19 protein-coding genes, 1 riboswitch and 1 other annotated feature are annotated in these 22,255 nt (G+C 51.1%); of the genes, 6 read left to right on the top strand and 13 right to left on the bottom strand.

The annotated features are described in order from the left end of the window. Positions 1 to 21: 21 nt before the first annotated feature. Positions 22 to 1,389 (bottom strand): dipeptidase PepV, encoded by a 1,368-nt coding sequence (pepV, locus tag DP119_RS14215; protein ID WP_112233773.1) that lies wholly within the window; start codon positions 1,387 to 1,389, stop codon positions 22 to 24. A 300-nt stretch (positions 1,390 to 1,689) separates the two neighbouring features. On the opposite strand from pepV, the gene DP119_RS14210 reads away from it, so the two are divergent. Then, positions 1,690 to 1,911: a DeoR family transcriptional regulator gene (locus tag DP119_RS14210; protein WP_068868816.1), complete on the top strand. Its 222-nt coding sequence runs from the start codon at positions 1,690 to 1,692 to the stop codon at positions 1,909 to 1,911. 29 nt (positions 1,912 to 1,940) lie between these two features. Here DP119_RS14210 and DP119_RS14205 read toward each other — a convergent pair whose 3' ends face one another. Then, entirely contained in the window at positions 1,941 to 2,654 is a 714-nt protein-coding gene (locus DP119_RS14205; protein ID WP_112233772.1) for a pseudouridine synthase, read from the bottom strand. Between the two features lie 11 nt (positions 2,655 to 2,665). Next, positions 2,666 to 4,270 carry a putative polysaccharide biosynthesis protein gene (locus DP119_RS14200; RefSeq protein WP_112233771.1) on the bottom strand — a complete coding sequence of 535 codons (1,605 nt, stop codon included), beginning with the start codon at positions 4,268 to 4,270 and terminating at the stop codon, positions 2,666 to 2,668. A 131-nt stretch (positions 4,271 to 4,401) separates the two neighbouring features. Between DP119_RS14200 and DP119_RS14195 the strand changes: the two genes are divergently transcribed. Continuing rightward, positions 4,402 to 5,688: a BaiN/RdsA family NAD(P)/FAD-dependent oxidoreductase gene (locus tag DP119_RS14195; protein WP_112233828.1), complete on the top strand. Its 1,287-nt coding sequence runs from the start codon at positions 4,402 to 4,404 to the stop codon at positions 5,686 to 5,688. Between the two features lie 724 nt (positions 5,689 to 6,412). Here the strand turns inward: DP119_RS14195 and leuS are convergent. The 3 genes from leuS to DP119_RS14180 form a co-directional block, all read right to left on the bottom strand. Beyond that, entirely contained in the window at positions 6,413 to 8,824 is a 2,412-nt protein-coding gene (leuS, locus tag DP119_RS14190; protein WP_112233770.1) for a leucine--tRNA ligase, read from the bottom strand. 87 nt (positions 8,825 to 8,911) lie between these two features. After that, positions 8,912 to 9,106 (bottom strand) — a binding site (T-box leader). Between the two features lie 44 nt (positions 9,107 to 9,150). After that, entirely contained in the window at positions 9,151 to 9,804 is a 654-nt protein-coding gene (locus tag DP119_RS14185) for a 3-oxoacid CoA-transferase subunit B (RefSeq protein WP_112233769.1), read from the bottom strand. A gap of 18 nt (positions 9,805 to 9,822) precedes the next feature. After that, positions 9,823 to 10,509, bottom strand: coding sequence for a CoA transferase subunit A (locus DP119_RS14180; protein ID WP_112233768.1), 687 nt, complete (start codon positions 10,507 to 10,509; stop codon positions 9,823 to 9,825). Between the two features lie 174 nt (positions 10,510 to 10,683). Between DP119_RS14180 and mnmL the strand changes: the two genes are divergently transcribed. Next, on the top strand, positions 10,684 to 11,637 hold the full coding sequence (gene mnmL / locus DP119_RS14175; RefSeq protein ID WP_112233767.1) for a tRNA modification radical SAM protein MnmL/YtqA: 954 nt from the start codon (positions 10,684 to 10,686) through the stop codon (positions 11,635 to 11,637). After that, positions 11,634 to 12,203: a tRNA 5-(aminomethyl)-2-thiouridylate-methyltransferase MnmM gene (gene mnmM / locus DP119_RS14170; RefSeq protein WP_112233766.1), complete on the top strand. Its 570-nt coding sequence runs from the start codon at positions 11,634 to 11,636 to the stop codon at positions 12,201 to 12,203. The genes mnmL and mnmM overlap by 4 nt, the downstream gene beginning before the upstream one ends. Positions 12,204 to 12,250: 47 nt before the next feature. Here mnmM and DP119_RS14165 read toward each other — a convergent pair whose 3' ends face one another. The 4 genes from DP119_RS14165 to DP119_RS14150 form a co-directional block, all read right to left on the bottom strand. Then, on the bottom strand, positions 12,251 to 13,279 hold the full coding sequence (locus tag DP119_RS14165; RefSeq protein ID WP_240616453.1) for a zinc-binding alcohol dehydrogenase family protein: 1,029 nt from the start codon (positions 13,277 to 13,279) through the stop codon (positions 12,251 to 12,253). 54 nt (positions 13,280 to 13,333) lie between these two features. Continuing rightward, positions 13,334 to 14,932, bottom strand: a complete 1,599-nt coding sequence (locus DP119_RS14160; RefSeq protein WP_112233764.1) for a pyruvate oxidase — start codon at positions 14,930 to 14,932, stop codon at positions 13,334 to 13,336. 107 nt (positions 14,933 to 15,039) lie between these two features. Next, on the bottom strand, positions 15,040 to 16,062 hold the full coding sequence (locus DP119_RS14155; RefSeq protein ID WP_112233763.1) for an LLM class flavin-dependent oxidoreductase: 1,023 nt from the start codon (positions 16,060 to 16,062) through the stop codon (positions 15,040 to 15,042). A gap of 48 nt (positions 16,063 to 16,110) precedes the next feature. Beyond that, a complete protein-coding gene (locus DP119_RS14150) occupies positions 16,111 to 16,911 on the bottom strand; it encodes an alpha/beta hydrolase (protein WP_112233762.1) in 801 nt (266 codons plus the stop codon). 100 nt (positions 16,912 to 17,011) lie between these two features. Here DP119_RS14150 and DP119_RS14145 point away from each other — a divergent pair, with 100 nt between their 5' ends. Further along, on the top strand, positions 17,012 to 17,521 hold the full coding sequence (locus DP119_RS14145) for a gamma carbonic anhydrase (protein ID WP_112233761.1): 510 nt from the start codon (positions 17,012 to 17,014) through the stop codon (positions 17,519 to 17,521). 35 nt (positions 17,522 to 17,556) lie between these two features. On the opposite strand, the gene metK is transcribed toward DP119_RS14145, so the two are convergent. After that, the gene (metK, locus tag DP119_RS14140; RefSeq protein WP_112233827.1) at positions 17,557 to 18,753 is read right to left on the bottom strand and encodes a methionine adenosyltransferase; all 1,197 of its coding nucleotides are present in this window, start codon (positions 18,751 to 18,753) and stop codon (positions 17,557 to 17,559) included. 202 nt (positions 18,754 to 18,955) lie between these two features. Continuing rightward, a riboswitch (SAM riboswitch) is annotated at positions 18,956 to 19,066 on the bottom strand. Positions 19,067 to 19,302: 236 nt separating this feature from the next. Here metK and pckA point away from each other — a divergent pair. Next, positions 19,303 to 20,892: a phosphoenolpyruvate carboxykinase (ATP) gene (gene pckA, locus DP119_RS14135; protein ID WP_112233760.1), complete on the top strand. Its 1,590-nt coding sequence runs from the start codon at positions 19,303 to 19,305 to the stop codon at positions 20,890 to 20,892. 56 nt (positions 20,893 to 20,948) lie between these two features. Here the strand turns inward: pckA and DP119_RS14130 are convergent, their stop codons facing one another. Together DP119_RS14130 and DP119_RS14125 are read right to left on the bottom strand one after the other, a co-directional pair. Continuing rightward, positions 20,949 to 21,794 carry an alpha/beta hydrolase family protein gene (locus tag DP119_RS14130; protein WP_112233759.1) on the bottom strand — a complete coding sequence of 282 codons (846 nt, stop codon included), beginning with the start codon at positions 21,792 to 21,794 and terminating at the stop codon, positions 20,949 to 20,951. Then, complete coding sequence (locus DP119_RS14125; RefSeq protein WP_112233758.1) at positions 21,778 to 22,230, bottom strand: NUDIX domain-containing protein; 453 nt, start codon at positions 22,228 to 22,230, stop codon at positions 21,778 to 21,780. Before DP119_RS14125 ends, DP119_RS14130 begins: the two co-directional genes overlap by 17 nt. Between the last annotated feature and the right edge of the window lie 25 nt (positions 22,231 to 22,255).

Below are 22,255 nucleotides of genomic sequence, written 5' to 3'. Positions count from 1 at the left end.
GCCATTCCTTCTTTCCTGTAATTATTTGCAAGCCAATTGATAAATGGCTTCTGCATATATCGCTGTTGCTTTTACCAAATTGTCGATATCGACAAATTCATCGGCTTGATGCGCAACATCGGGTTCTCCCGGAAACAACATCCCGAAAGCGACGCCTTTATCGAGCACGCGTGCATAAGTGCCGCCACCGATCGCCAATAAGTCTGCCGGTTCGCCGGCCTGCTTCTCGTAAGCCTGCTGCAGTGTTTGAATGAATGGATCGGCTGCATCGACGTGATGCGGCAGTGAATTGGATAAGATCTCCACTTCAATGCCATCTATTTGATGGCCAGCCATCAAGCCATCGAAGGGGCAGCTGACCGAGTAGCGCATGCTGACACGTACATCGGCACGTTCCCCCGCCTTGAAGCGCATGATCCCGGCATTGAATGTCGTGTCGCCGGACGCTTCATCCGAAAACGAGAGCCCGAGCTTCCGCCCTCTGGAATCACCGCTGAAATAATGGTCGATAAAGTGGACAAACTCAGCTCCGTCTCCTGAAACTTTATCCTGCAAAAATTTCGCGAGCAGAATGCCGGCATTGATGCCCGCGTCCGGTTCCATCGCATGGGCGGATTTTCCGTATAGGGTCAAAATTACACCATCAGCATCCGGCATGCAGTCGCCCCGCACTTTTTCCGTTCCGCAGAATTCCCGGAATGCCGCATCCATCTCGCTGCAATCCAGAGCTAATCGTGCCTCGGCCCGGTCCGGCACCATATTGGTCCGTTCCCCCGAAGTGAATTCCAGCAATTCGCCGCTATCTTCAGAGCCAAGCGTGTATTTAATGTCCGCGATGCCTTTTTCCGCATTGATGATCGGAAAATCAGCATCCGGCGCAAATCCGATATCCGGCATTTCCTCTGTCTGGAAATAGCGTTCCACGCAGCGGAATCCGCTTTCCTCGTCTGTGCCGATGATTAGCCTGACACGTCGCTTGAACTCGAATCCTGCATCCTTGACCATTTTCAGCGCCATCCATGCAGCGATCGTGGGGCCTTTATCATCGATAGCGCCGCGCCCGAACAATTTTCCGTCAGCAATCTCCCCGCCATACGGGTCTTTCGTCCAGCCATCTCCCGCCGGGACGACATCGACGTGACCAAGAATGCCGAGAAGTTCCCGCCCTTCGCCTGTCTCCAAATGCCCTGCAACATTGTCGATATTTTTCACCTTGAATCCTGCAAGGTCTCCTTTTTCCAAAAACCAATCCAGCGCTTGCCGGACTTCTTTTCCGTAAGGAGCGCCAGGATTTCCATCTTCGCTTAACACGCTCGGAATTGCGATCAACTCCTGCAATTCACTGAGCAATTCTTCTTTACGCCGCTCTGCTTCCTGCTGCCAATCCATGCCTCACACTCCTTTTTGTTATGGCTATTGTACACCTTTTTCAAATAATTTAAAGAATAGCCGGTTATTTTCTAGTATTTTTTCTATTTCATTCATATTAAGTTCCGGTAAAGAAACCCAAAATCATGGAATTCGGGAAGTTTTTCCGATATAATCAAATTGTCAGACAAGTCAAATTGACGGATTTTCTAACAAAGGAGCTGTCTACCGCTATTATTCCTTAATCGCTGTATACACCACACTCACGCGTCCGCTAGTCTTTGCCATTGGTACTAAAGATGAAGGAGTGGTTCTTAACTTATGAAACCCACAACTGACCGCATGCTCATTCGAATCAAGGACATGTACAAGTACATTCTCGAGAACGGGACTGTGACCACACAGGATCTGGTCGATGAATTCGGCATCACTCCTCGCACCATTCAAAGGGATTTGAATGTGTTGGCCTTTAACGAACTGGTAGAAAGCCCAGTCCGGGGCAAATGGACAACGACGGAGAAGAAAGTCAAAATGACATCTTGAAAACAAAGAAAATGACCGCAACATTGCGGTCATTTTCTTTGTTTTATTGTATCCAATTCTTCCTCGCTTAATTCCCGGTATTTCCCGGGCGCGAGGCGATCGTCTAGCGTAAGGGATCCCATCGATAAACGTTTCAGGAACACGACTTGTTTACCGACACTTTCGAACATGCGCTTGACCTGGTGGAACTTGCCTTCGGTGATGGTCAATTCGATCTCCGATTCTGCCCCGCTGTTTAATATATGAAGCTGTGCGGGCTTCGTCTCGTAGCCGTCGTCGAGCACCACGCCCTGTGTGAACGCCTCTACGTCTTCATCCGTTACAGGACTGTCGATTTTCGCGTAATAGGTTTTATCGACATGTTTTTTCGGCGACAGCAGCTCATGTGCCAATTTGCCGTCGTTTGTGATCAGCAGCAGCCCTTCTGTGTCTTTATCGAGGCGCCCGACCGGAAACGGCTCGAAGCGCTGCTCGCCTTCTGTCAGCAAATCGATGACGGTTTCATCGAAACGGTCTTCTGTCGCCGAAATGACGCCTTGCGGTTTGTTCATCATCAAGTAGACGAACTCCCGGTAGACGACCGGTTCACCGGCGACCGAAATTTCATCCGTATTCTCATCGACATGGAATTTCGGGTCGCGCACGGTTTCGCCGTTCACTTCCACCGCTTTCGATTTAAGTAGGATTTTCACTTCTTTTCTTGAGCCGAATCCTGAATTCGACAATAATTTATCGATTCTCATATTGTTTCCTCCTAGAAGCCGAAGCGTCTTGTAATGCGCGTGATTTTCGCGCCGAGCAGCTTCTGGGCAAGCCCCGTCTTCAAGCTGAGGTATCCATATACTGCAGCACCCACCCCGCCAATCAGGACAATGCGGATGATCGAAAGGAATTTATTGTCCATGCCGATAATGAAGTCCAGGCCATTCATCGCAAAATACACAGCGGAGGCCATGATGGCATTCAAGATGAGTATGAGCAAAATACGGCGGAACACCATTTTCGAGCGGTAGTTCATCGTTCTGGAAATGATGATCATGTTCATCGTGATCGCCACCACATATCCGATGATTGTCGCGGCAATCGCGCCGTCCGTTTCGAACCACATGATCAGCGGCGTATTCAGCAACGCCTTAAGACCCAGGCCGATGAGCAGGTTGATGATGATCCATTTCTGTTTATTGATCCCCTGCAGGATGGATGCGGTCACGGGGAATGCCGCAAACAGGATCGCGACCGGCAGATAATGCGCCAGGATCTCTGAACCCGTTTCACTGACTTCATAGAAAACGTGATACAGCTCATCGGATAGCATCGTCATGCCGATGACTGCAGGCAAGGTCAGGAACAAGATCAGCTGGAACGACTGGTCCAATGTTTTCGTCACTTGCAAATGTTCGTTGCGCGTGAAATGCTTCGTGATGAGCGGAATGAGCGCCATCGAGAAGCCCGTCGCGAGCATGACCGGGATCATGACCAGTTTATGCGCGGTCAGGTTCAAGATTCCGAGAAGGTCTGTCTCCATGATATTATTGCCTGCTGCCATCGCCCGGTTGAAGGTCATCAAATCGACGAACTGGAACAAAGGATTGGCAATGCCGAGGAAAATGACCGGTACGGCATACAATAGGATTTCGCGGTACATATCCCGCAGACGGACATCGTAGGATTCGACGGACGTCGCGAGCAAATGATTGTATTCCGGCTTCTTTTTGCGCCAGAAATAATATAAGGTGACGAGCCCGCCGAGCGCACCGACTGCAGCGGACAAGACAGCGAACTGGATAGCGGTCTTCGGCGTGCCGTCGAATAGATAAATGACAGCGAACGCGCCGCCGAGCAAGAAGATGATGCGGACGATCTGCTCGATCAATTGCGACACGGCAGTCGGCATCATGTAGTTGTAGCCTTGGAAAAAGCCGCGCCACAGGCTCATGAACGGCACGACGATCAATGCGAAGCTGACCCAGCGGATCGCATCGGCAATGTCATCCACCGAATAGATGACTTCATCTTCCGAAATGGTGATGCGTGCAAGCGGTTCGGCCAGCAGATAAAGCGCCAAAAAAGACACGAAGCCGGTGACCATCATCGTCAATAGGCCTGAACGCAATAATCGCCTCCCGGTTTCATAATCACCGAGTGAATTGTATTTAGCCGTGAACTTGGAAAAAGCGATCGGCGCACCGGATATCGCGAGTGCCAGCATCAGGTTATACGGTATGTAAGCGTACTGGTAGAGGCCGATATTGTCTTCTCCGACCATGCTGTAAAACGGGATGATATAGATGACGCCGAGCACTTTCGACAGAAATAAACCTAAGGTTAAAATGGCGGTACCTTTAATTAATGAGGACATTTTGCACTCCCTGACTTTGTTCAAAATAAAAAGCAATCTACACGATAGTTTACACCTATAGACAAAATTACTCAACGTGTTTTGCCTCATCGTGTATACTGAAAAGAAAAACGAAAGTGAGTTTTTATTATATGTATGACATCATCATCATCGGCGGAGGCCCTTCCGGCTTGATGGCTTCCATCGCTGCCGCATCGAACGGCAAGCGTGTGCTGCTCGTCGAAAAAGGCAAAAAGCTCGGAAAGAAACTGATCATCTCCGGCGGCGGCCGCTGCAACGTGACGAACCGCCTGCCTCTGGAAGAAATCGTCCGCCACATCCCCGGAAATGGGCGCTTCATGTACAGCCCGTTTTCGGTATTCAATAACGAAGACATCATCCAGTTTTTCGAAAATCTCGGCGTCGCCTTGAAAGAAGAAGACCACGGCCGCATGTTCCCTGTCTCGAACCGCGCACAGGACGTAGCTGATGCCATGTTCCGTGAAATGGACCGGCTCGGCGTGGAAGTCAAACTCGATTCACCCGTCAAAAGCTTGCTGATGAACGAGGACAAAGTGACGGGCATCCGCCTGCACTCCGGCGAGGAATTCGAATCGCATGCAGTGGTTGTCGCAGTCGGCGGCAAAGCCGTGCCGCAAACCGGCTCGACTGGAGACGGCTACCCGTGGGCAGAAAAAGCGGGACACACCGTCACTGACCTGTATCCGACGGAAGTCCCACTCTTATCCACTGAACCGTTCATCAAGTCACGCGACCTGCAAGGGTTAGCCCTGCGTGATGTTGCCGTCACCGTGCTCAATAAAAAAGGCAAAGCGCTCGTCACTCACCAGATGGACATGCTGTTCACCCATTTCGGGCTGAGCGGTCCGGCGATCCTGCGCTGCAGCCAATACGTCGTCAAGGAAATGAAGAAAAATGGCGGCCAGGCCGTCACCGTCCGCATCAATTCCATGCCGGATGATAATGCGGAATCGGCTTTCCAGCTGCTTCATAAGCTGATGAAAGACGAACCGAAAAAAGCGTTGAAAAATGTTTGGAAGAGTTTGGCCCAGGAACGCTGGCTTTTGTTCCTGCTGGACCGCGCAGGCATCGATCCGCAGCTGACCGGCGCAGAACTGCCGGCGGATAAAGTCCGTGCCCTCGCCGCTGAAATGACGGCATTCACGATGACCGTCTCCGGCACGCAGCCGATCGAAAAAGCCTTCGTCACAGGCGGCGGCGTATCGATCAAGGAAATCGAACCGAAAACGATGCATTCAAAGAAAAAGCCCGGTTTGTTCTTCTGTGGAGAAATCCTCGACATCCACGGCTACACCGGCGGCTATAATATCACCTCCGCCCTCGTCACCGGACACGTCGCAGGAAAAAACGCAGCCGAGTTCGCTGCCAATCATCAAACCGAAAGCCCCATTGCATAAGCAATCGGGCTTTTTTCTATGGAATGAAGCGGAAATTAATGGGGCTTTACTTCTTGACGTACTCGGAATCAAAGATAGCGAGAGTTTTCCTGTGGACATGTCATTGTACATTGAAGTAAAGATTACCTTGATCGTCGCCGCCGTGCTTTGGGTTGGCCTTTGACAATAAGCCAGAAAGAACGTCTGTCTTATTGCGTCGGCCCACCCCTTTACGCTCGTAGGCTAAGAGATTTCGTTGTGTGAAGACTGTTTAAGCAGATCTGCTTCTTTAGTCAGTTGCGGGCTAGTGGGAAAACCGCTTCCTGGGATGCGGCGTCAGGTAATATGATGTTCTATTCGGTCAGCTTATTGTTGTATTGAGTGGACGATGACCAGCGATACTTCATTCTCTAACCTGGTTGAAGCAGGCTACAGAACATGAATTCACCTCCACTTCTTCTGCCGAGTGAGCTAAAGAAATTAACTTCCACTCTAAAACTAGAAGACGGAGTGGAAGGGGGCTGACTCCTGAGGGACCGCGCGGGCTGGCGAGACAAATGTGCCGCGCTCTTCGGTACATTGGCTCAACGCCCGCCCCTCGGAAAGCAGCCCCCTGCAACGCAGTCGAATAGCGAAAGCTATTCTATTCACTTCTTTTGTATTTCAACACTCTCTACATTTCAATGACATATTAATGTTCAATACAAAAAAGCCGCCAGAAAATTTCCCTGGCGGCTTTCATTATTTATCCTACAACGATATTAACCAATTTACCTGGAATGGCAATGACTTTGCGCACTTGCTTGCCTTCTGCCGCCTTTTGGACGTGCTCGTCGGCGAGTGCCGCTTCTTCCAGCTGTTCTTTCGTGCTGTCTTTCGCGACAGTCAGCTTGCTTCTCACTTTGCCGTTCACTTGGACGACGATTTCGACTTCATCATCGACCAGCTTCGACTCATCATACGTCGGCCACGCTTCATACGTTACCGTCTCGCTATGCCCAAGTTTATTCCAAAGCTCTTCGGCCAAATGCGGCGCGATCGGCGACAGCATCTTCACGAAGCCTTCGATATATTCTTTAGGCAAGCTCTCAGCCTTGTATGCTTCGTTGATGAATACCATCATTTGCGAAATCGCCGTATTGAAGCGAAGGCCGTCAAAGTCTTCGGTCACTTTCTTGACGGTCTGGTTGTAGACTTTCTCCAGTTTGCCGTCATTGTGATCGCTGACTTTGCTCGAAATCGCTCCGTCTTCGATCAGCAAACGCCAAACGCGGTCAAGGAAACGGCGAGATCCGTCTAGCCCGTTCGTCGACCAGGCGATGGATGCTTCGAGCGGCCCCATGAACATTTCGTACATGCGCAGCGTATCCGCACCATGGCTTTCGATGATCTGGTCCGGGTTGACGACATTGCCTTTGGATTTCGACATTTTCTCGTTGCCTTCACCAAGGATCATCCCTTGGTTGAATAATTTCTGGAACGGTTCTTTCGTCGGTACGACGCCAAGGTCGTATAATACTTTATGCCAGAAACGCGCATATAATAAGTGAAGGACGGCGTGTTCCGCACCGCCGATGTAGACATCAACCGGGAGCCAGCGTTTCAACAGTTCCGGATCCGCGATCGCTTCGTCATTTGTCGGGTCGATAAAGCGCAGATAATACCAGCAGCTGCCGGCCCATTGCGGCATCGTGTTCGTTTCGCGGCGGCCTTTCATGCCGGTTTCAGGATGCGTGACATTGACCCATTCCTCGATATTGGCAAGCGGCGATTCCCCTGTCCCGCTCGGCTTGATGTCCGTGGTGACCGGAAGTTCCAGTGGCAGGTCTTTATCATCGACCGGAGACATCGTGCCGTCTTCCCAGTGGATGATCGGAATCGGCTCTCCCCAATAGCGCTGGCGGCTGAACAGCCAGTCGCGCAGGCGGTAAGTGATTTTCTTCTCGCCGACGCCTTGTTGTTCGAGCCAGTCGATCGCTTTTCCAATCGCTTCGGTTTTGTTCAAGCCGTCAAGGAAACCGGAATTGACGAGTTCGCCATCACCAGCGTAGGCTGCTTCGTCGATATTGCCGCCTGACACGACTTCGACGATCGGCAGTTCGAATTGTTTTGCGAATTCATAATCGCGCTCGTCATGCGCCGGTACAGCCATGATGGCGCCTGTCCCGTAAGTCGCGAGGACATAATCGGCGATCCAGATCGGCATCTTTTCGCCGCTGGCCGGATTGATTGCATAAGCTCCAGTGAATACGCCCGTTTTATCTTTCGCAAGATCCGTACGCTCCAAATCGCTTTTCGTTTTCACTTTATCGATATAAGCCGCTACTGCCTCACTTTGTTCAGATGTCGTTATTTCCCCGACCAATTTATGTTCTGGCGCAAGTACCGCATAAGTCGCGCCGAAAATCGTATCCGGGCGCGTCGTGAATGCGCGGAACGAAAGCCCGGTGCCCTCGATCTTGAATTCAAGCTCTGCGCCTTCGGATTTCCCGATCCAGTTGCGCTGCATGTCCTTCAAGCTCTCCGGCCAATCCAGCTCTTCCAAGTCTTCGAGCAAACGGTCGGCGTATTCCGTGATCTTCAGCACCCATTGGCGCATCGGGCGGCGTTCGACTGGATGGCCTCCGCGCTCGGAAACCCCATCTACCACTTCTTCATTGGCCAAGACGGTGCCGAGTGCCGGGCACCAGTTGACCGCTACTTCATCGACATATGCCAATCCTTTATTGTACAGCTGGATGAAAATCCATTGCGTCCATTTATAATAGTTCGGGTCGGTCGTATTGATTTCACGGTCCCAATCATAAGAGAAGCCAAGTTCCTGGATTTGGCGCTTGAAGGTCTCGATGTTTTTCGCCGTGAACTCCGCAGGGTCGTTTCCGGTATCGAGCGCGTATTGCTCAGCCGGCAGCCCGAATGCATCCCAGCCCATTGGATGAAGCACATCATAGCCTTGCATGCGTTTTTGGCGGCTCAAGATATCGGTCGCCGTGTAGCCTTCTGGATGCCCGACGTGAAGTCCGGCGCCTGATGGATACGGGAACATATCCAGCGCATAGAATTTCTCTTTGCCTGGCGTGTTCTCCGTTTTGAAGGTTTTGTTTTCCTGCCAGTGCTTTTGCCATTTCTTTTCAATTTCCTTGTGGTTAAAAGACATTTCCTATTTTCCTCCTCTAAATACAAGCGGCTGCCCGCATGTCCTGCATATTCTTCAGCAAAATAAAAACTCCCGTCCCTTAACTGAATAAGGGACGGGAGCTTTCCCGCGGTACCACCCAAATTAGCGCTCAGGCGCTCAACTTGATTCCTTAACGCGGAAAACGGCGCATTTTTGCGCAGACTCCAAGGCGAGTTCAGACATCGTGCATGCCGGCTCGCACCAACCGCCGGCTCTCTGTGATGCATATGATGTCCTATTGCTCCTCTTCACGGCCATTTGCTATTGATTTCATTTTAGCTGAGCGCCTGTTTTAATGCAATAGTTCAGTGCACTTTGACGCCGTCTGTGTTCAAGTCGGCATCTGTTGCAGCGACAACGTCGTCGACCGAGAAGCCTTCAAACACTTCTTTCAAAACAAGTCCGGAATCCGTCACTTCGATCACCGCGCGTTCCGTGATGATCAAATTGACGACCGCTTTGCCGGTCAGCGGCAATTCGCACGCTTTTTTGATTTTCGCTGAACCGTCTTTCGATACATGGTCCATGATGACGATGACTTTCTTCGCGCCGTGCACGAGATCCATCGCGCCGCCCATGCCTTTGATCATTTTTCCTGGGATCATCCAGTTGGCCAGGTCGCCGTTTTCTGCGACTTCCATGCCGCCAAGGATCGCGACGTCGATATGCCCGCCGCGGATCATTGCAAAGGACTCAGCGCTCGTGAAAAATGCGGAACCCGGGATCGTCGTGACGGTTTCTTTACCGGCATTGATTAAATCGGGATCGACTTGGTCTTCAGTCGGATACGGCCCGATGCCGAGCAATCCGTTTTCAGACTGCAAGACGACTTGCTTATTATCGGAAATGAAGTTCGCGACCAAAGTCGGCATGCCGATGCCCAAGTTGACGTAATCTCCATCGTTGATTTCCTTTTCCGCTCGTTTTGCGATTCGTTCTCTGATAGCCTGTTTGTCCACTTCTGTCCCCACCCTTTCTTAACGCGTCGTCAAACGCTCGATTCGTTTTTCCTGGTCTGCCTGCAGCAAGCCCTGTACGTAGATGCTCGGCGTCTGCACATGGTTCGGGTCGATGTCGCCGGTTTCCACCAGATGCTCGACTTCCGCAATCGTCACTTTCCCGGCGGCTGCCGCCAGCGGGTTGAAGTTCTGTGCGGTCTTGTTGTAGACAAGGTTGCCCATCTTATCGGCAGTGTGCGCACGGACGAGCGAGAAATCCGCTGTCAAAGCCATCTCGAGCACGTGTTCCTTGCCGTCGAATTCGCGGATTTCCTTGCCTTCAGCGACGGTCGTGCCGACGCCTGCCGGTGTAAAGAATGCCGGTATGCCGGCTCCGCCAGCACGCATTTTTTCAGCGAGCGTGCCTTGAGGCGTGAGTTCCACTTCGATTTCACCCGACAGTACTTGGCGTTCGAATTCCTTGTTTTCGCCCACATACGAACCGATCATTTTTTTGATTTGCTTGTTTTTCAGCAACAAGCCAAGGCCCCATTCATCGACCCCGCAGTTATTGGAAATGACAGTGAGGTCTTTTACCCCTTTATCGACAAGTGCCAAGATCAGCTGTTCTGGAATCCCGACCAGCCCGAATCCTCCAACCATGATGGTGGCGCCGTCTTGTATCGGTTCTACTGCCTCTTTGGCAGATTTGTAAATCGGTTTCATCGTGAATTTGCCCCCTCTGCAACATTAACTGAATTTTGATTCAATAAAACGCTTCCATTACCAATTTAACCAAAACTCCATGGGAAACGCAACAAGGAGAATGGGCACACGATTTTTGGCGCCTTTCTGCCCGGCAGCAGCATGTTATAATGGCAGCTAAGGAGTGGTGTTATTATGGACAATGAATTCCCCTTCCCGAGTGATGGGAAGCGTTATTATACATGGAACCGCCATTTGCGCGGTCACTTTGGCGAAAAGATCATGAAAATCTCGCTCGATGCCGGATTTGACTGCCCGAACCGCGACGGCACAGTCGCTTTTGGCGGCTGCACGTTTTGCTCGGTCGCCGGGTCCGGTGATTTTGCGGGAGACCGGGTCGACCCGATTCCTGTACAGTTCGAACAGGTGAAAGCGAAAATGCACCGCAAATGGAAAGACGCCAAATACATCGCCTATTTCCAAGCCTATACGAATACCCATGCACCGATCGATGTCATCAAAAGACAATTCGAAGCGGCACTGGCACAGGAAAATGTGGTCGGCATCAGCATCGGCACAAGGCCCGACTGTTTGCCGGATGAAGTCGTTGAATACTTGGCCGAACTCAACGAACGCACGTTTTTATGGGTGGAACTCGGACTGCAGACCGTCCATGAGCGCACCGCGCAGCTCATCAACCGCGCGCATGATTTTAACACTTACAAAGAAGGCGTCGACAAGCTGCGTGCGCATAATATCAATATTTGCAGCCACATCATCAACGGCTTGCCGCTTGAAGACAAAGACATGATGATGGAAACGGCCCGGACAGTCGCGCAACTCGACGTCCAAGGCATCAAGATCCACTTGCTGCATCTGCTCCATGGCACGCCGATGGTCAAACAATACGAAAAAGGCTTGGTCGATTTCATGGAAAAGGATGCCTACATCCAACTCGTCGCCGACCAGCTGGAACTCATCCCGCCCGATATGGTCGTCCAGCGCATCACTGGCGACGGCCCGATCGATTTGATGATCGGCCCGATGTGGAGCACGAATAAATGGGAAGTGCTGAACGGCATCGATAAGGAACTCGCAGCGCGCGGCAGCTGGCAAGGAAAATATTATGCGGGAAGTGTAACATTATGACCTTGCAGCGCGTCTTGCCTTTCACCAAATCCTTGCTCGAACAAGTCGTCCAAAAAGGCGATACAGTAGTGGATGCCACTGCCGGAAACGGGCATGATACCCATTTCCTTGCCGGGATTACCGGCGCAACTGGAAAAGTCTATGCATTCGATATCCAGCAACAAGCAATCGAAGCGACCAGGAGGCGAACCGAGGCTTTTTCCCATGTCGAATTGATTTGCGACAGCCACGCGAAAATCGCACAATATGTTACGGAACCGATTTCAGCGGCGGTTTTCAATCTTGGCTATTTGCCAAAAGGCGACCACACCATCATCACCAAAGCGGACAGTACCTTGCAGGCAATCGGCCAATGTCTCGAGCGCTTAAAGACAGGCGGCTTGGTGTTAGCCGTCATTTATTCTGGCCACGATGGCGGCAGCGAAGAGCGCGACGCGGTGATGGATTACGTCAAGCAATTGCCGCAAACCCGCTACGACGTCATGAAATATGAATTCATCAACCAACAGCATTCCCCCCCATTTTTAGTCGCGATCGAGAAAAAACAGCAACACCAAAAGAAATGATGGCTAAATCTAAAAGAGCAGCGTGCACATGCACGCTGCTCTTTCGTTTATTTCTCGACAGGGCCTTCGAGAACGATTTTCCCGATGGTCTTGCCAGACATCAGTTTTCCGTAAGCTTCTTTCAAGTTTTCCGGATTGATTGGCGCCATCGTTTCATTGAGTGTCGACTGAACCTTGTCGTTGTCTGCCCACTCCGACAGTTCGTTCAATAAATGGTACTGCTCGATCATGTCTTCGGTCTGGAACATCGATCGCGTGTACATCAATTCATAAACGAAGGTCACGCTTTTGCCGAACAATGCCGGAGCAAGCGGTTCGAACGCCGGCAGGATTGAACAAATCTTGCCTTGAGGCCGGATTGCGTCCGCCATGCCCGCCATATGGTCATCGGTATTGGTCAGGCAGAAGATATAGTCCACGCCGTCAATATCCAGTTCCTTCAATTGAGGCAGCAATTCATGGTGATGGTTGATCGTGTGATGCGCGCCATGATCTTTGGCCCATTCGACCGTTTCCTGACGAGACGCGGTTCCGATGACGGTGAGCCCTGCCAATTTGGCGATTTGCGTGGCGATCGAACCGACACCTCCCGCAGCGCCGATAATCAGGATGTTCTTGGCTGCGTTGTCCTGCGGGTTTTTCGAAATGCCCAAACGCACAAACAGGGCTTCCATTGCGGTCAACCCGGTCAATGGCAAAGCAGCCGCCTGCGCGAAATCCAAGTTTTTTGGCTTGTGGCCGACGATGCGCTCATCGACCAAATGGAATTCGCTATGCCCGCCTTCCCGGACATTGGTGCCGGCATAAAACACTTCGTCGCCTTCTTTGAACAATGAACATTTACTGCCAACGGAAACGACCACTCCGGCAACGTCCCTCCCGACGATCGTCAAGGAGTCATCGTCCGGCTTTTTCGAATCACGTGTTTTGTAATCTGTCGGATTGACCGATACCGCCTTTACCTCCACGAGCAAATCGTGTCCTTCCGGCTCTGGCTTGTCCAATTCCACCGCTTCGAATTCAGGCGGTTGTTCGGTATTTCCCGGTTTATAAAATCCAAGTGCTATCATTTTCATAGTCAATCCATTTCGCCTTCCTTTCATCTATCCATATGCCTGTTACAATTCCTTCTATAATACAGCCGAAATGTCTTCAACGTATGCATCGATGACGACTGGCTGTTTGCTTGCTTTCGCTTTCGACAAAGCGTCTTGCAATTCGGCACGTGTTTTCACCGTGTAGCCTTCACCTCCGCAAGCAATGGCAAACGCCGCAAAGTCGATATTGGCAAGGTCGACATTGGTCGGCTTATTGCCTGCCATTTTTTGCTCATCTTCGATCAATTGAAGCTTCTGGTTGTTGAAGACGACGATGATCATCGGCAACTCGTATTTAACTGCGGTAACAAAATCCTGCATGCCCATTGAAAATCCGCCGTCCCCGACGATAGCGATGGCCTGTCTATCCGGATACGCCAGTTTTGCCGCTATCGCCCCTGGCAAACCGCAGCCCATCGTGCCAAGCCAGGATGACAGGACCAGTTTTTGGCCGGCTAGCTGCAAATACTTCGCCGTCCAGATGGTAATGCTCCCGACGTCGAGTGAAACGACAGCGTCCCGCTCCATGATGTGCTGGATTTCGCCCAGCACTTGCTGAGGTTGAAGCATGTCGGTTTGCTTCTCAATATCTTCACGCAGCTTGTCATGCCAAGCGCGTCGTTTCTCCTGGAATTGCTCCAAGAACCCGGTATCTTTTTCACCAAGCTCGCTTGTTAACCATGCAAGCGCCGGCCCGAGTTCCCCGGCTACGCCTACCGTTGCAGGATAATATTTCCCGATCACGCGCGGGTCGAGGTCTATTTGGATGGCAGGCGCTTTGTCCGGCAAATACTCACGGTACGGATACGCTGTACCGGCGAGAATGACCAAGTCTGCTTGTTTCATCGCCTCTTCTGCCGGCTCCGTCCCGAGTTGGCCGAGCTGCCCGAGGTTATTCGGATGATCATCAGGAATCAATCCTTTCGCTGGGAGTGATGCAATGATTGGCGCTTTCAGCTTTTCCGAAAATGCCAATACTTCGCCGGATGCGTTCTGTGCGCCTTTGCCAGCCAGGATGACTGGTTTTTTCGCAGACTCCAACAATTTCAACGCTTCCTGCAAATCTTCTTCCGCTGCCCAGATATGCGGCACGGAATACTCGGGCGAGGTCATCTCCTGCTCTCGTTTGATTTTTGTGCTGAATAAATCGTCCGATACAACGAGCACAGCCGGGCCTTTTTCGGCATAGGCTGCACGCACCGCCTGATTAAGCATATCCGGCAATTGCTCGGCATTTTGCACGCGGCGGTTATAGACCGAAACGTCTTCGAACATCGATTCCAACTTCAATTCCTGGAAAGTATCGGTCCCAACAGAACTGCTGGTCACTTGACCGACGAGCGCAAGTACCGGTGTTTTGTCTTTTTTCGCATCATACAGACCGTTTTGCAGATGGATCGCCCCTGGGCCTGCGATCGACAGGCACACGCCGATGCGCCCGGTCAATTTCGAAAAGGCAGAAGCGGCAAGCGCGCCCGTTTCTTCATGGCGGATCTGGATAAAACGGATATCTGCTTTGCGCAACCCCTCCATCAATTCATTGATGGAATCTCCGGGCATTCCGTAAATATGGCCTATACCCCATTGCTTCAACAGATCGACAACATGGCTGCCTGCCGTGCGTTCAAACATAGGCTTCCCTTCTTTCTGCATTTTAGTCGTTTCAGTTCTTTTTCCTTCTAGCGAAGCTCTAAACCTTTTTCGGGAACAAGAAAAAAACAGCAAGCCGTTTATCCAGCCTACTGCTTTTTTATGGATGTTCTTTTCGCCATTTCTTCTGCGATCAATCGGAACGTCGTTAACTTATCTTTGAAATCATAGGCGACGGAAACGATCATCACTTCATCGGCGCCATATTCTGCGCCAAGCGCTTCCAATTGATCCACCACTTGCTTAGGGTCGCCGACGACCATGCGACGGCGGTTTTCCGCAACGAGCAGCTTTTCGAATTTCGAGTATTCGTAAGCGGCTGCCTGTTCGGGAGGCGGCGTACCGTCAGACGGCATGCCCTGTGCGCCCATCGCAAGCGACAGATCGAGTGAAGACGCGATATATTCCGCCTGTTCACGAGTTTCCTGGCAAACCGCGAAAATCGCAAAGCCGGTATACGGTCCATTACCTTTATGGGGAATGAAATTTTTCCTGTAGTTGGCTGCAAAGTCCTGTCCGCCTTCGCCGTTAATGAAATGGGCGAACATATAAGGCAAGCCTTTTTCTGCGGCCAATTGCGAAGACCCCTCGCCTGAACCGAGCATCCAGATCGGCGATGCTTGCGGTGGTACTGGGGTGGCAGTCATTCCATAATAATCATGCGACTCCGGAATGCTGTTTTCCAAGTACATGCGCAGCTCATCCAGCTGTTCAGGAAAGCGCCCCGCATCCCGCAAGCGGCCATTCGATAAAGCGAACGACGCTCTCGGCATGCCGCCTGGCGCACGGCCTACTCCCGCATCGATGCGGCCCGGGTACAGGTTCTCCAATAGATTGAAGTTCTCGGCAACCTTAAACGCCGAATAGTGCGGCAGCATGACGCCGCCGGAACCCAAGCGGATCGATGAGGTCCTTGCACCGATATGGCTGATCAGGATTTCCGGCGAAGAGCCCGCCAAAGTTTTGGCATCATGATGTTCCGATACCCAAAAACGCGTATAGCCCCATTGTTCCGCTTGTTGGGCCAGCTGGACCGTATCGGCTAGCGCTTCCCGTGCTGTCTGGCCTTGTGAAATCGGGGATTGGTCTAATATGCTGAAACGAAGTGGCATCTCGATCTTTCCTTTCTATCCTTTAATCCGATTGCAGATCATGACGCTTTACTGGCTGCGGCGCATATTCTCGGATTCCACTGCCGAATCGGCAAAGCACAGCGCCGCCCCGAAAATTTCTTCCCGTTCCGGTTCCTGCAACAGGTCATGGTAGCAAAACGGCCATTCCTTGAAGTGGAATTCATTCACGGCCTGCTTTGACAGCCAAGTGCGCCCGGCTGCCGTCCGTGTAATCAAATCGCGCTGGCCAACATGGAGCATGACCGGCAGATCAGGAAGCTGTGTCTGGGTTGCCTGCTCCAGATAGCCTTGTAATTCCTTCCACCAGGCCGGTGAACTGAGCGAATGAATCGTTCGAGCGGCACCTGCCGATTCGTCCTGGAACTTGCGTCTCGTCAAATGGCGCAATTCGATGCCATGGTCGATTTTCCCTTTCCCGGTAAGCTTGCTGATACTGGACAAGGCGAGCGAGGGCTTGCTCGGCACTTTTTGCAATTCGAACCATGGCGATGTAAGGATAAGCGCCGTTATCGGATGGCGGTTTTCTGCAAGGGCATGGATGGCGATCGCTGCTCCGAGCCCGTGTCCGGCAAGCACAATCGGCAAGTCATTGCCTGTTGCCAAACGCAGCAATTCAGCAGCTGCTTTATCATACTCGTAAAATTGTTCGCGGTGCACTGGATCATCTGCCGCCTGCGTCCCATGCCCCGGCAAATCGCCCATATAGACATGAAATCCATTCCTGCGCCATTGCTCGATTTGCCATGCATAGTGTTTATGCTCCTCGTATGCACTATGGATCAACACGATGATGCCTTTTGCATCGCCTTCCGCCTGCCATTTCCACATAATCCGCGCCTCCCTTATACAGCTTGATCGATTGACCTTTTCTATTGTTTTGATACGATTAGAACTAATTACATCTTATCAATGATAAAGGAGCTTTGCCATGATCTATCCATATAAAGACAAATCACCAAATATTGACAAATCGGCATTCATTGCCGATTATGCGACCGTCACCGGCGATGTGACGATCGGCGAGAATTCTTCTGTCTGGTTCAACACAGTCATCCGCGGCGACGTGGCACCGACTATTATCGGGAAAAACACCAATATCCAAGACCTGTCGATGCTCCACCAGAGCCCAGATAACCCGCTCATCCTAGAAGACGATGTCACCATCGGCCATCAAGTGACGCTCCACAGTTGCAAAATCAGAAAAGGCGCATTGGTCGGCATGGGCTCGATCATTCTGGACGGTGCAGAAATTGGCGAAGGGGCATTCATCGGCGCAGGCAGCCTTGTGCCTCAAGGAAAGAAAATCCCGCCGGGCACACTGGCATTCGGCCGCCCCGCAAAAGTCGTGCGCGAACTGAATCAAGCAGACAAACGAGATATGGAACGCATTGTCCGGGAATACGCGGAAAAAGCAGCCTATTATAAATCATTGCAATAGAAAAAGCAGGCGGAAAAATTCCGCCTGCTTTTTTCTTATGCGTTTGCCTGTTGTTTCAGCGCATCCGCTTTGTCTGTGCGTTCCCACGGAAGATCCACATCCGTGCGGCCGAAATGGCCGTATGCCGCTGTCTGTTTGTAGATGGGGCGGCGCAGGTCGAGCATCTTGATGATGCCGGCTGGTCGCAAATCGAAGTTCGCGCGCACGAGTTCGATCAATTTCTCTTCGCTGACTTTCCCGGTGCCGAACGTATCGACAGCAATCGATACCGGATGCGCCACGCCGATTGCATAGGCTAGCTGCACTTCACATTTATCGGCAAGTCCTGAAGCAACGATATTCTTCGCCACATAGCGTGCTGCATAGGCACCGGAACGGTCGACTTTCGTCGCGTCTTTACCGGAGAATGCCCCGCCGCCATGCCGCGCATAACCACCGTACGTATCGACGATGATCTTGCGGCCTGTAAGTCCTGCATCCCCTTGAGGCCCGCCGATAACGAAGCGTCCTGTCGGGTTGATGAAGTATTTCGTTTCAGCGTCAAGCAATTCAGCCGGCACGACTTCGTTGATGACATATTCCTTCAAGTTGCGCTGGATTTGCTCCAAGGAAACTTCCGGATGGTGCTGCGTCGAAATGACAATCGTATCGACACGCACCGGTTTATTGTTTTCATCGTATTCAATCGTTACTTGCGTTTTACCGTCAGGGCGCAAATACGGCAAGATTTCCTCTTTGCGCACTTCTGCCAAGCGGCGCGCGAGTTTATGCGCCAAGCTGATCGGCAATGGCATCAATTCTTCTGTCTCGTTTGACGCATAACCGAACATCAAGCCCTGGTCGCCTGCCCCGATCTCATCCAATTCCTTATCGGTCATTTGGCCTTCACGCGCTTCAAGGGCCACGTTGACGCCTGCAGCGATATCGGCAGACTGTTCATCGATCGCTGTCAACACTGCACTCGTCTCGGAGTCAAATCCGTATTTCGCGCGCGTGTAGCCGATGTCTTTGACGGTCTGGCGCACGACTTTTGGAATGTCCACATATGTGGATGTCGTGATTTCCCCTGCCACAAGGACGAGCCCTGTTGTTACGGTAGTTTCGCATGCGACACGCGCATTCGGGTCTTCCGCTAAAATGGCATCCAGGATTGCGTCCGAAATCTGGTCGCAAATCTTATCCGGATGGCCCTCTGTTACTGATTCTGATGTGAATAAACGACGGTTTGTCAAAAAAAGTTCCTCCTTATATCCTGCGAGATTGCTCTCGAAATTGATACGGTACTCGTTTTCCCATGTCAAGTCCGTTTCCACCTATGGAATTGAACTTCCAGCTTTTTCAGCCTGCACACGAGGATTAAGGGCATTCCATAAAAAAATCCCTTCTCTCATCTATAGTAATGAGGAAAGGAATAATCATCATAAGCACCTTTCACTCTTATCGTCCAAGGCATCCGCCTTGCTTCAGGTTGGGCACCATCGCTGCACTTGCAGCAGGTTGCCGGGTTTCATCGGGCCTGCACCCTCCACCAGCTCGGAATAAGAGTATCCGTTCAATTTCCCATCATACGGAATGCGGCAAGCACTGTCAACGTTTTTACCGGAAACGATTGTCAGACTTTTGAGCATCCAGCTTTTCCTGCTATAAAAATGCACAAATCATGAACATTGACAGATTTCTAGTTATTAGTATAGACTAATCGCGTTAATGTGTTATACTAATGTTCGAATATACATCTTCCCCATTCATTTGGGAATAAACGAAAAGGAAGGTACATATATATGACTTCAGTGAACTTTGCAAATGATTTGAAAGAGCTATTGAACGGCTCCAATGTCAATATCCAACTATCCGTTCCCCAATTGGTGGAAGCAGCGACATCCCGCGGGGAGGCAGTATTGACGCGTGAAGGCGCAGTCAAAGCGGAAACCGGTAAATACACAGGCCGTTCGCCTAAAGACAAGTATATGGTAGAAGAGGCCATTTCGAAAGACAAAATTGACTGGGGCAGCGTCAACCGCCCGATCTCCTCTGAAATCTTCGGAAACCTATATGCTAAAGTCATCAATCATTTGAAAGAAAAAGACGCTTTGTACGTCTTCAAAGGCTTTGCCGGCGCAGATCCTGAGTCCCGCCTTGCGATTCAGACAATCAATGAATATGCGTGGCATAACCTGTTCGCCCATCAATTGTTCATCCGCCCGACTGCGGAAGAACTGAAGACGCACGAAGCTGAATTCACTGTCGTTTACGCCCCGACTTTCCACGCAGACCCTGCGGTGGACGGAACGGATTCCGAAACCTTCATCATCGTTTCAATGGAAAAGAAAATCATCTTGATCGGCGGTACGGAATACGCTGGCGAAATGAAGAAATCCATCTTCTCGATCATGAACTATATCCTTCCTGAAAAAGGCATCCTTCCTATGCATTGCTCAGCGAACGTCGGCAAAAACGATGACGTTGCTTTGTTCTTCGGCCTTTCGGGCACAGGGAAAACAACTTTGTCAGCTGACGAAGACCGCAAATTGATCGGCGACGATGAACATGGCTGGTCCGATAACGGCGTCTTTAACATCGAAGGCGGCTGCTACGCGAAAACAATCAACCTGTCGCGTGAAAACGAACCGCAAATTTACGATGCCATCCGTTTCGGTTCTGTCCTTGAAAACGTGGTCGTCGATGAAGAAACCCGCATCCCTGATTACGACGATGGATCGTTGACAGAAAACACGCGTGCAGCATACCCAATCGATGCTATCGATAATATCGTCGTCCCTTCTGTTGCCGGGCACCCGAAAACGATCGTCTTTCTGACTGCTGATGCATTCGGTGTATTGCCTCCAATCAGCAAGTTGACGAAAGAACAAGCGATGTACCACTTCCTTAGCGGATATACATCGAAACTAGCCGGCACAGAGCGCGGTGTCACTTCACCGGAAGCGACATTCTCGACTTGCTTCGGTTCGCCATTCCTTCCGCTTCACGCGACCGTCTATGCAGAAATGCTCGGAGAAAAAATCGATGAGCACGGCGCAGATGTCTACCTTGTTAACACCGGCTGGACTGGCGGGGTTTACGGCGTCGGAAGCCGCATGAAATTGTCCTATACACGCACGATGGTCCGTGCAGCGATCCGCGGCGACTTGAACGGCGTGGAAATGGAACACGAATCCGTCTTCGGCTTGAACATGCCTAAAGAAATTCCTGGCGTGCCAACCGAAGTACTGAATCCGCGCAATGCATGGGCTGACAAAGAAGCTTATGACCAAAAAGCACAAGAATTGGCGAAGAAATTCAAAGATAACTTTGAAAAATTCGGCACCGTGGATGCTGGCATCAGCGAAAAAGGCGGCCCTACCCACAATTAAGCTATATGAAAAGGACCAAGAGAAATGCATCATTTCTCTTGGTCCTTTTTTTAGTTTTACCCGTAATCGCCGCGGCAAGCTTCTGTTTTATCGCGGCCAGCCTCAGCTATGTCCTCTTTGCGCTTTTCCTGCTCCTTCATCCATACCGTCAGCGCCTTTGCGGTCTTTCGATTTGCCGTAGGAGGGAAAAAATGCGTGTATTCCGGAAAATACCAAGTTTCACACGGCTGATGGTTGAGCTGCAGAGCTTCTTCCAACAGGAAGGCCTGCTGGGGAGAAACATTCTCATCTTTCAAGCCATGGATGATCAAGTAAGCGGCCTTGCTCTCCCCGATACGCATTAAAGGATTGCGTTCTTCAAATGCCGGAAGCGCGGTATTCGGCGTGCCTCCGTAAAGACGTTTCATCATGCGGCGCATATCCAGCCGCTCTTTATATGTCAGCACCGTATCCGTTACGCCTGCCCACGTCACCACTGAACAAATATCGCTTCTCAGCACCGCGGTCCACAGCGCCATGATGCCACCTCTTGAAAATGCCAGTAAATGTACTGGCCCTGTGCTGAATTTCTTCAGCACTTCCACGGCGTTCACGGCGTCATAGCGGTCTTCACCGGCAAACTCATCTTTCCCTTCCCCGCCCCGATTGCCGCGGTAATAAGGCGCAAAAACGGTAAATCCCATCCCTGCAAATTGAGCGATCCGTGCCGGCCGTACCATGCCGATGGATTGGATGCCGCCCCGCAGGTACAGGATGGCGCTTTCGGATACGCCTGTTTTCGGCTGCGCCAATAAACCTTTGATACGCAAGCCTTCAGACCAATACGTCACTTCCCGCAAGCGCACATTCGGGTTCGGCGATGGATACCATCTCATCGATTCAATGTCACCATTTTTCAACAGTTTTCACCTTCTCTATAATCGCTTCCATGCCTGCATCACGCATAAGGAAGCTGTAATTTTCATCTATCACAAGCTCCGGGACCAGCGCCGGGCCATCCGTTTCCATCCACTCCACTTGCTCCATATCGCCAATAATTGCTGCAAATACTGTTTTACTGAAAGGTTTATCGGTACAAACCGTATATTCCGCAAGCCATTTTAATTCTTTTACGCTGGCTCCGGTTTCCTCGTATACTTCCCGCTTCGCCGCCTGCTCCAGCGGTTCGCCTGGTTCGGCTTTGCCCCCGGGAAATTCAAGCCCGCGCACGTGATGCCTCGTCAACAGCCAGTTGCCATTATATTTTCCTATCACCAGCACATGCCGGCTTTCAATCTGTGACTGTCCTTTTTCAAAAAACAGACGGCAAGTGCAGCCGTTCAAGTCTTTATATTCCATACAACATCCTCCCGGCTTCAGAAAA

The organism is Planococcus maitriensis, assembly GCF_003289925.1.
Classification (GTDB): Bacteria; Bacillota; Bacilli; order Bacillales_A; family Planococcaceae; genus Planococcus; species Planococcus maitriensis.
This window is presented reverse-complemented; position numbering and strand designations above follow the sequence as displayed.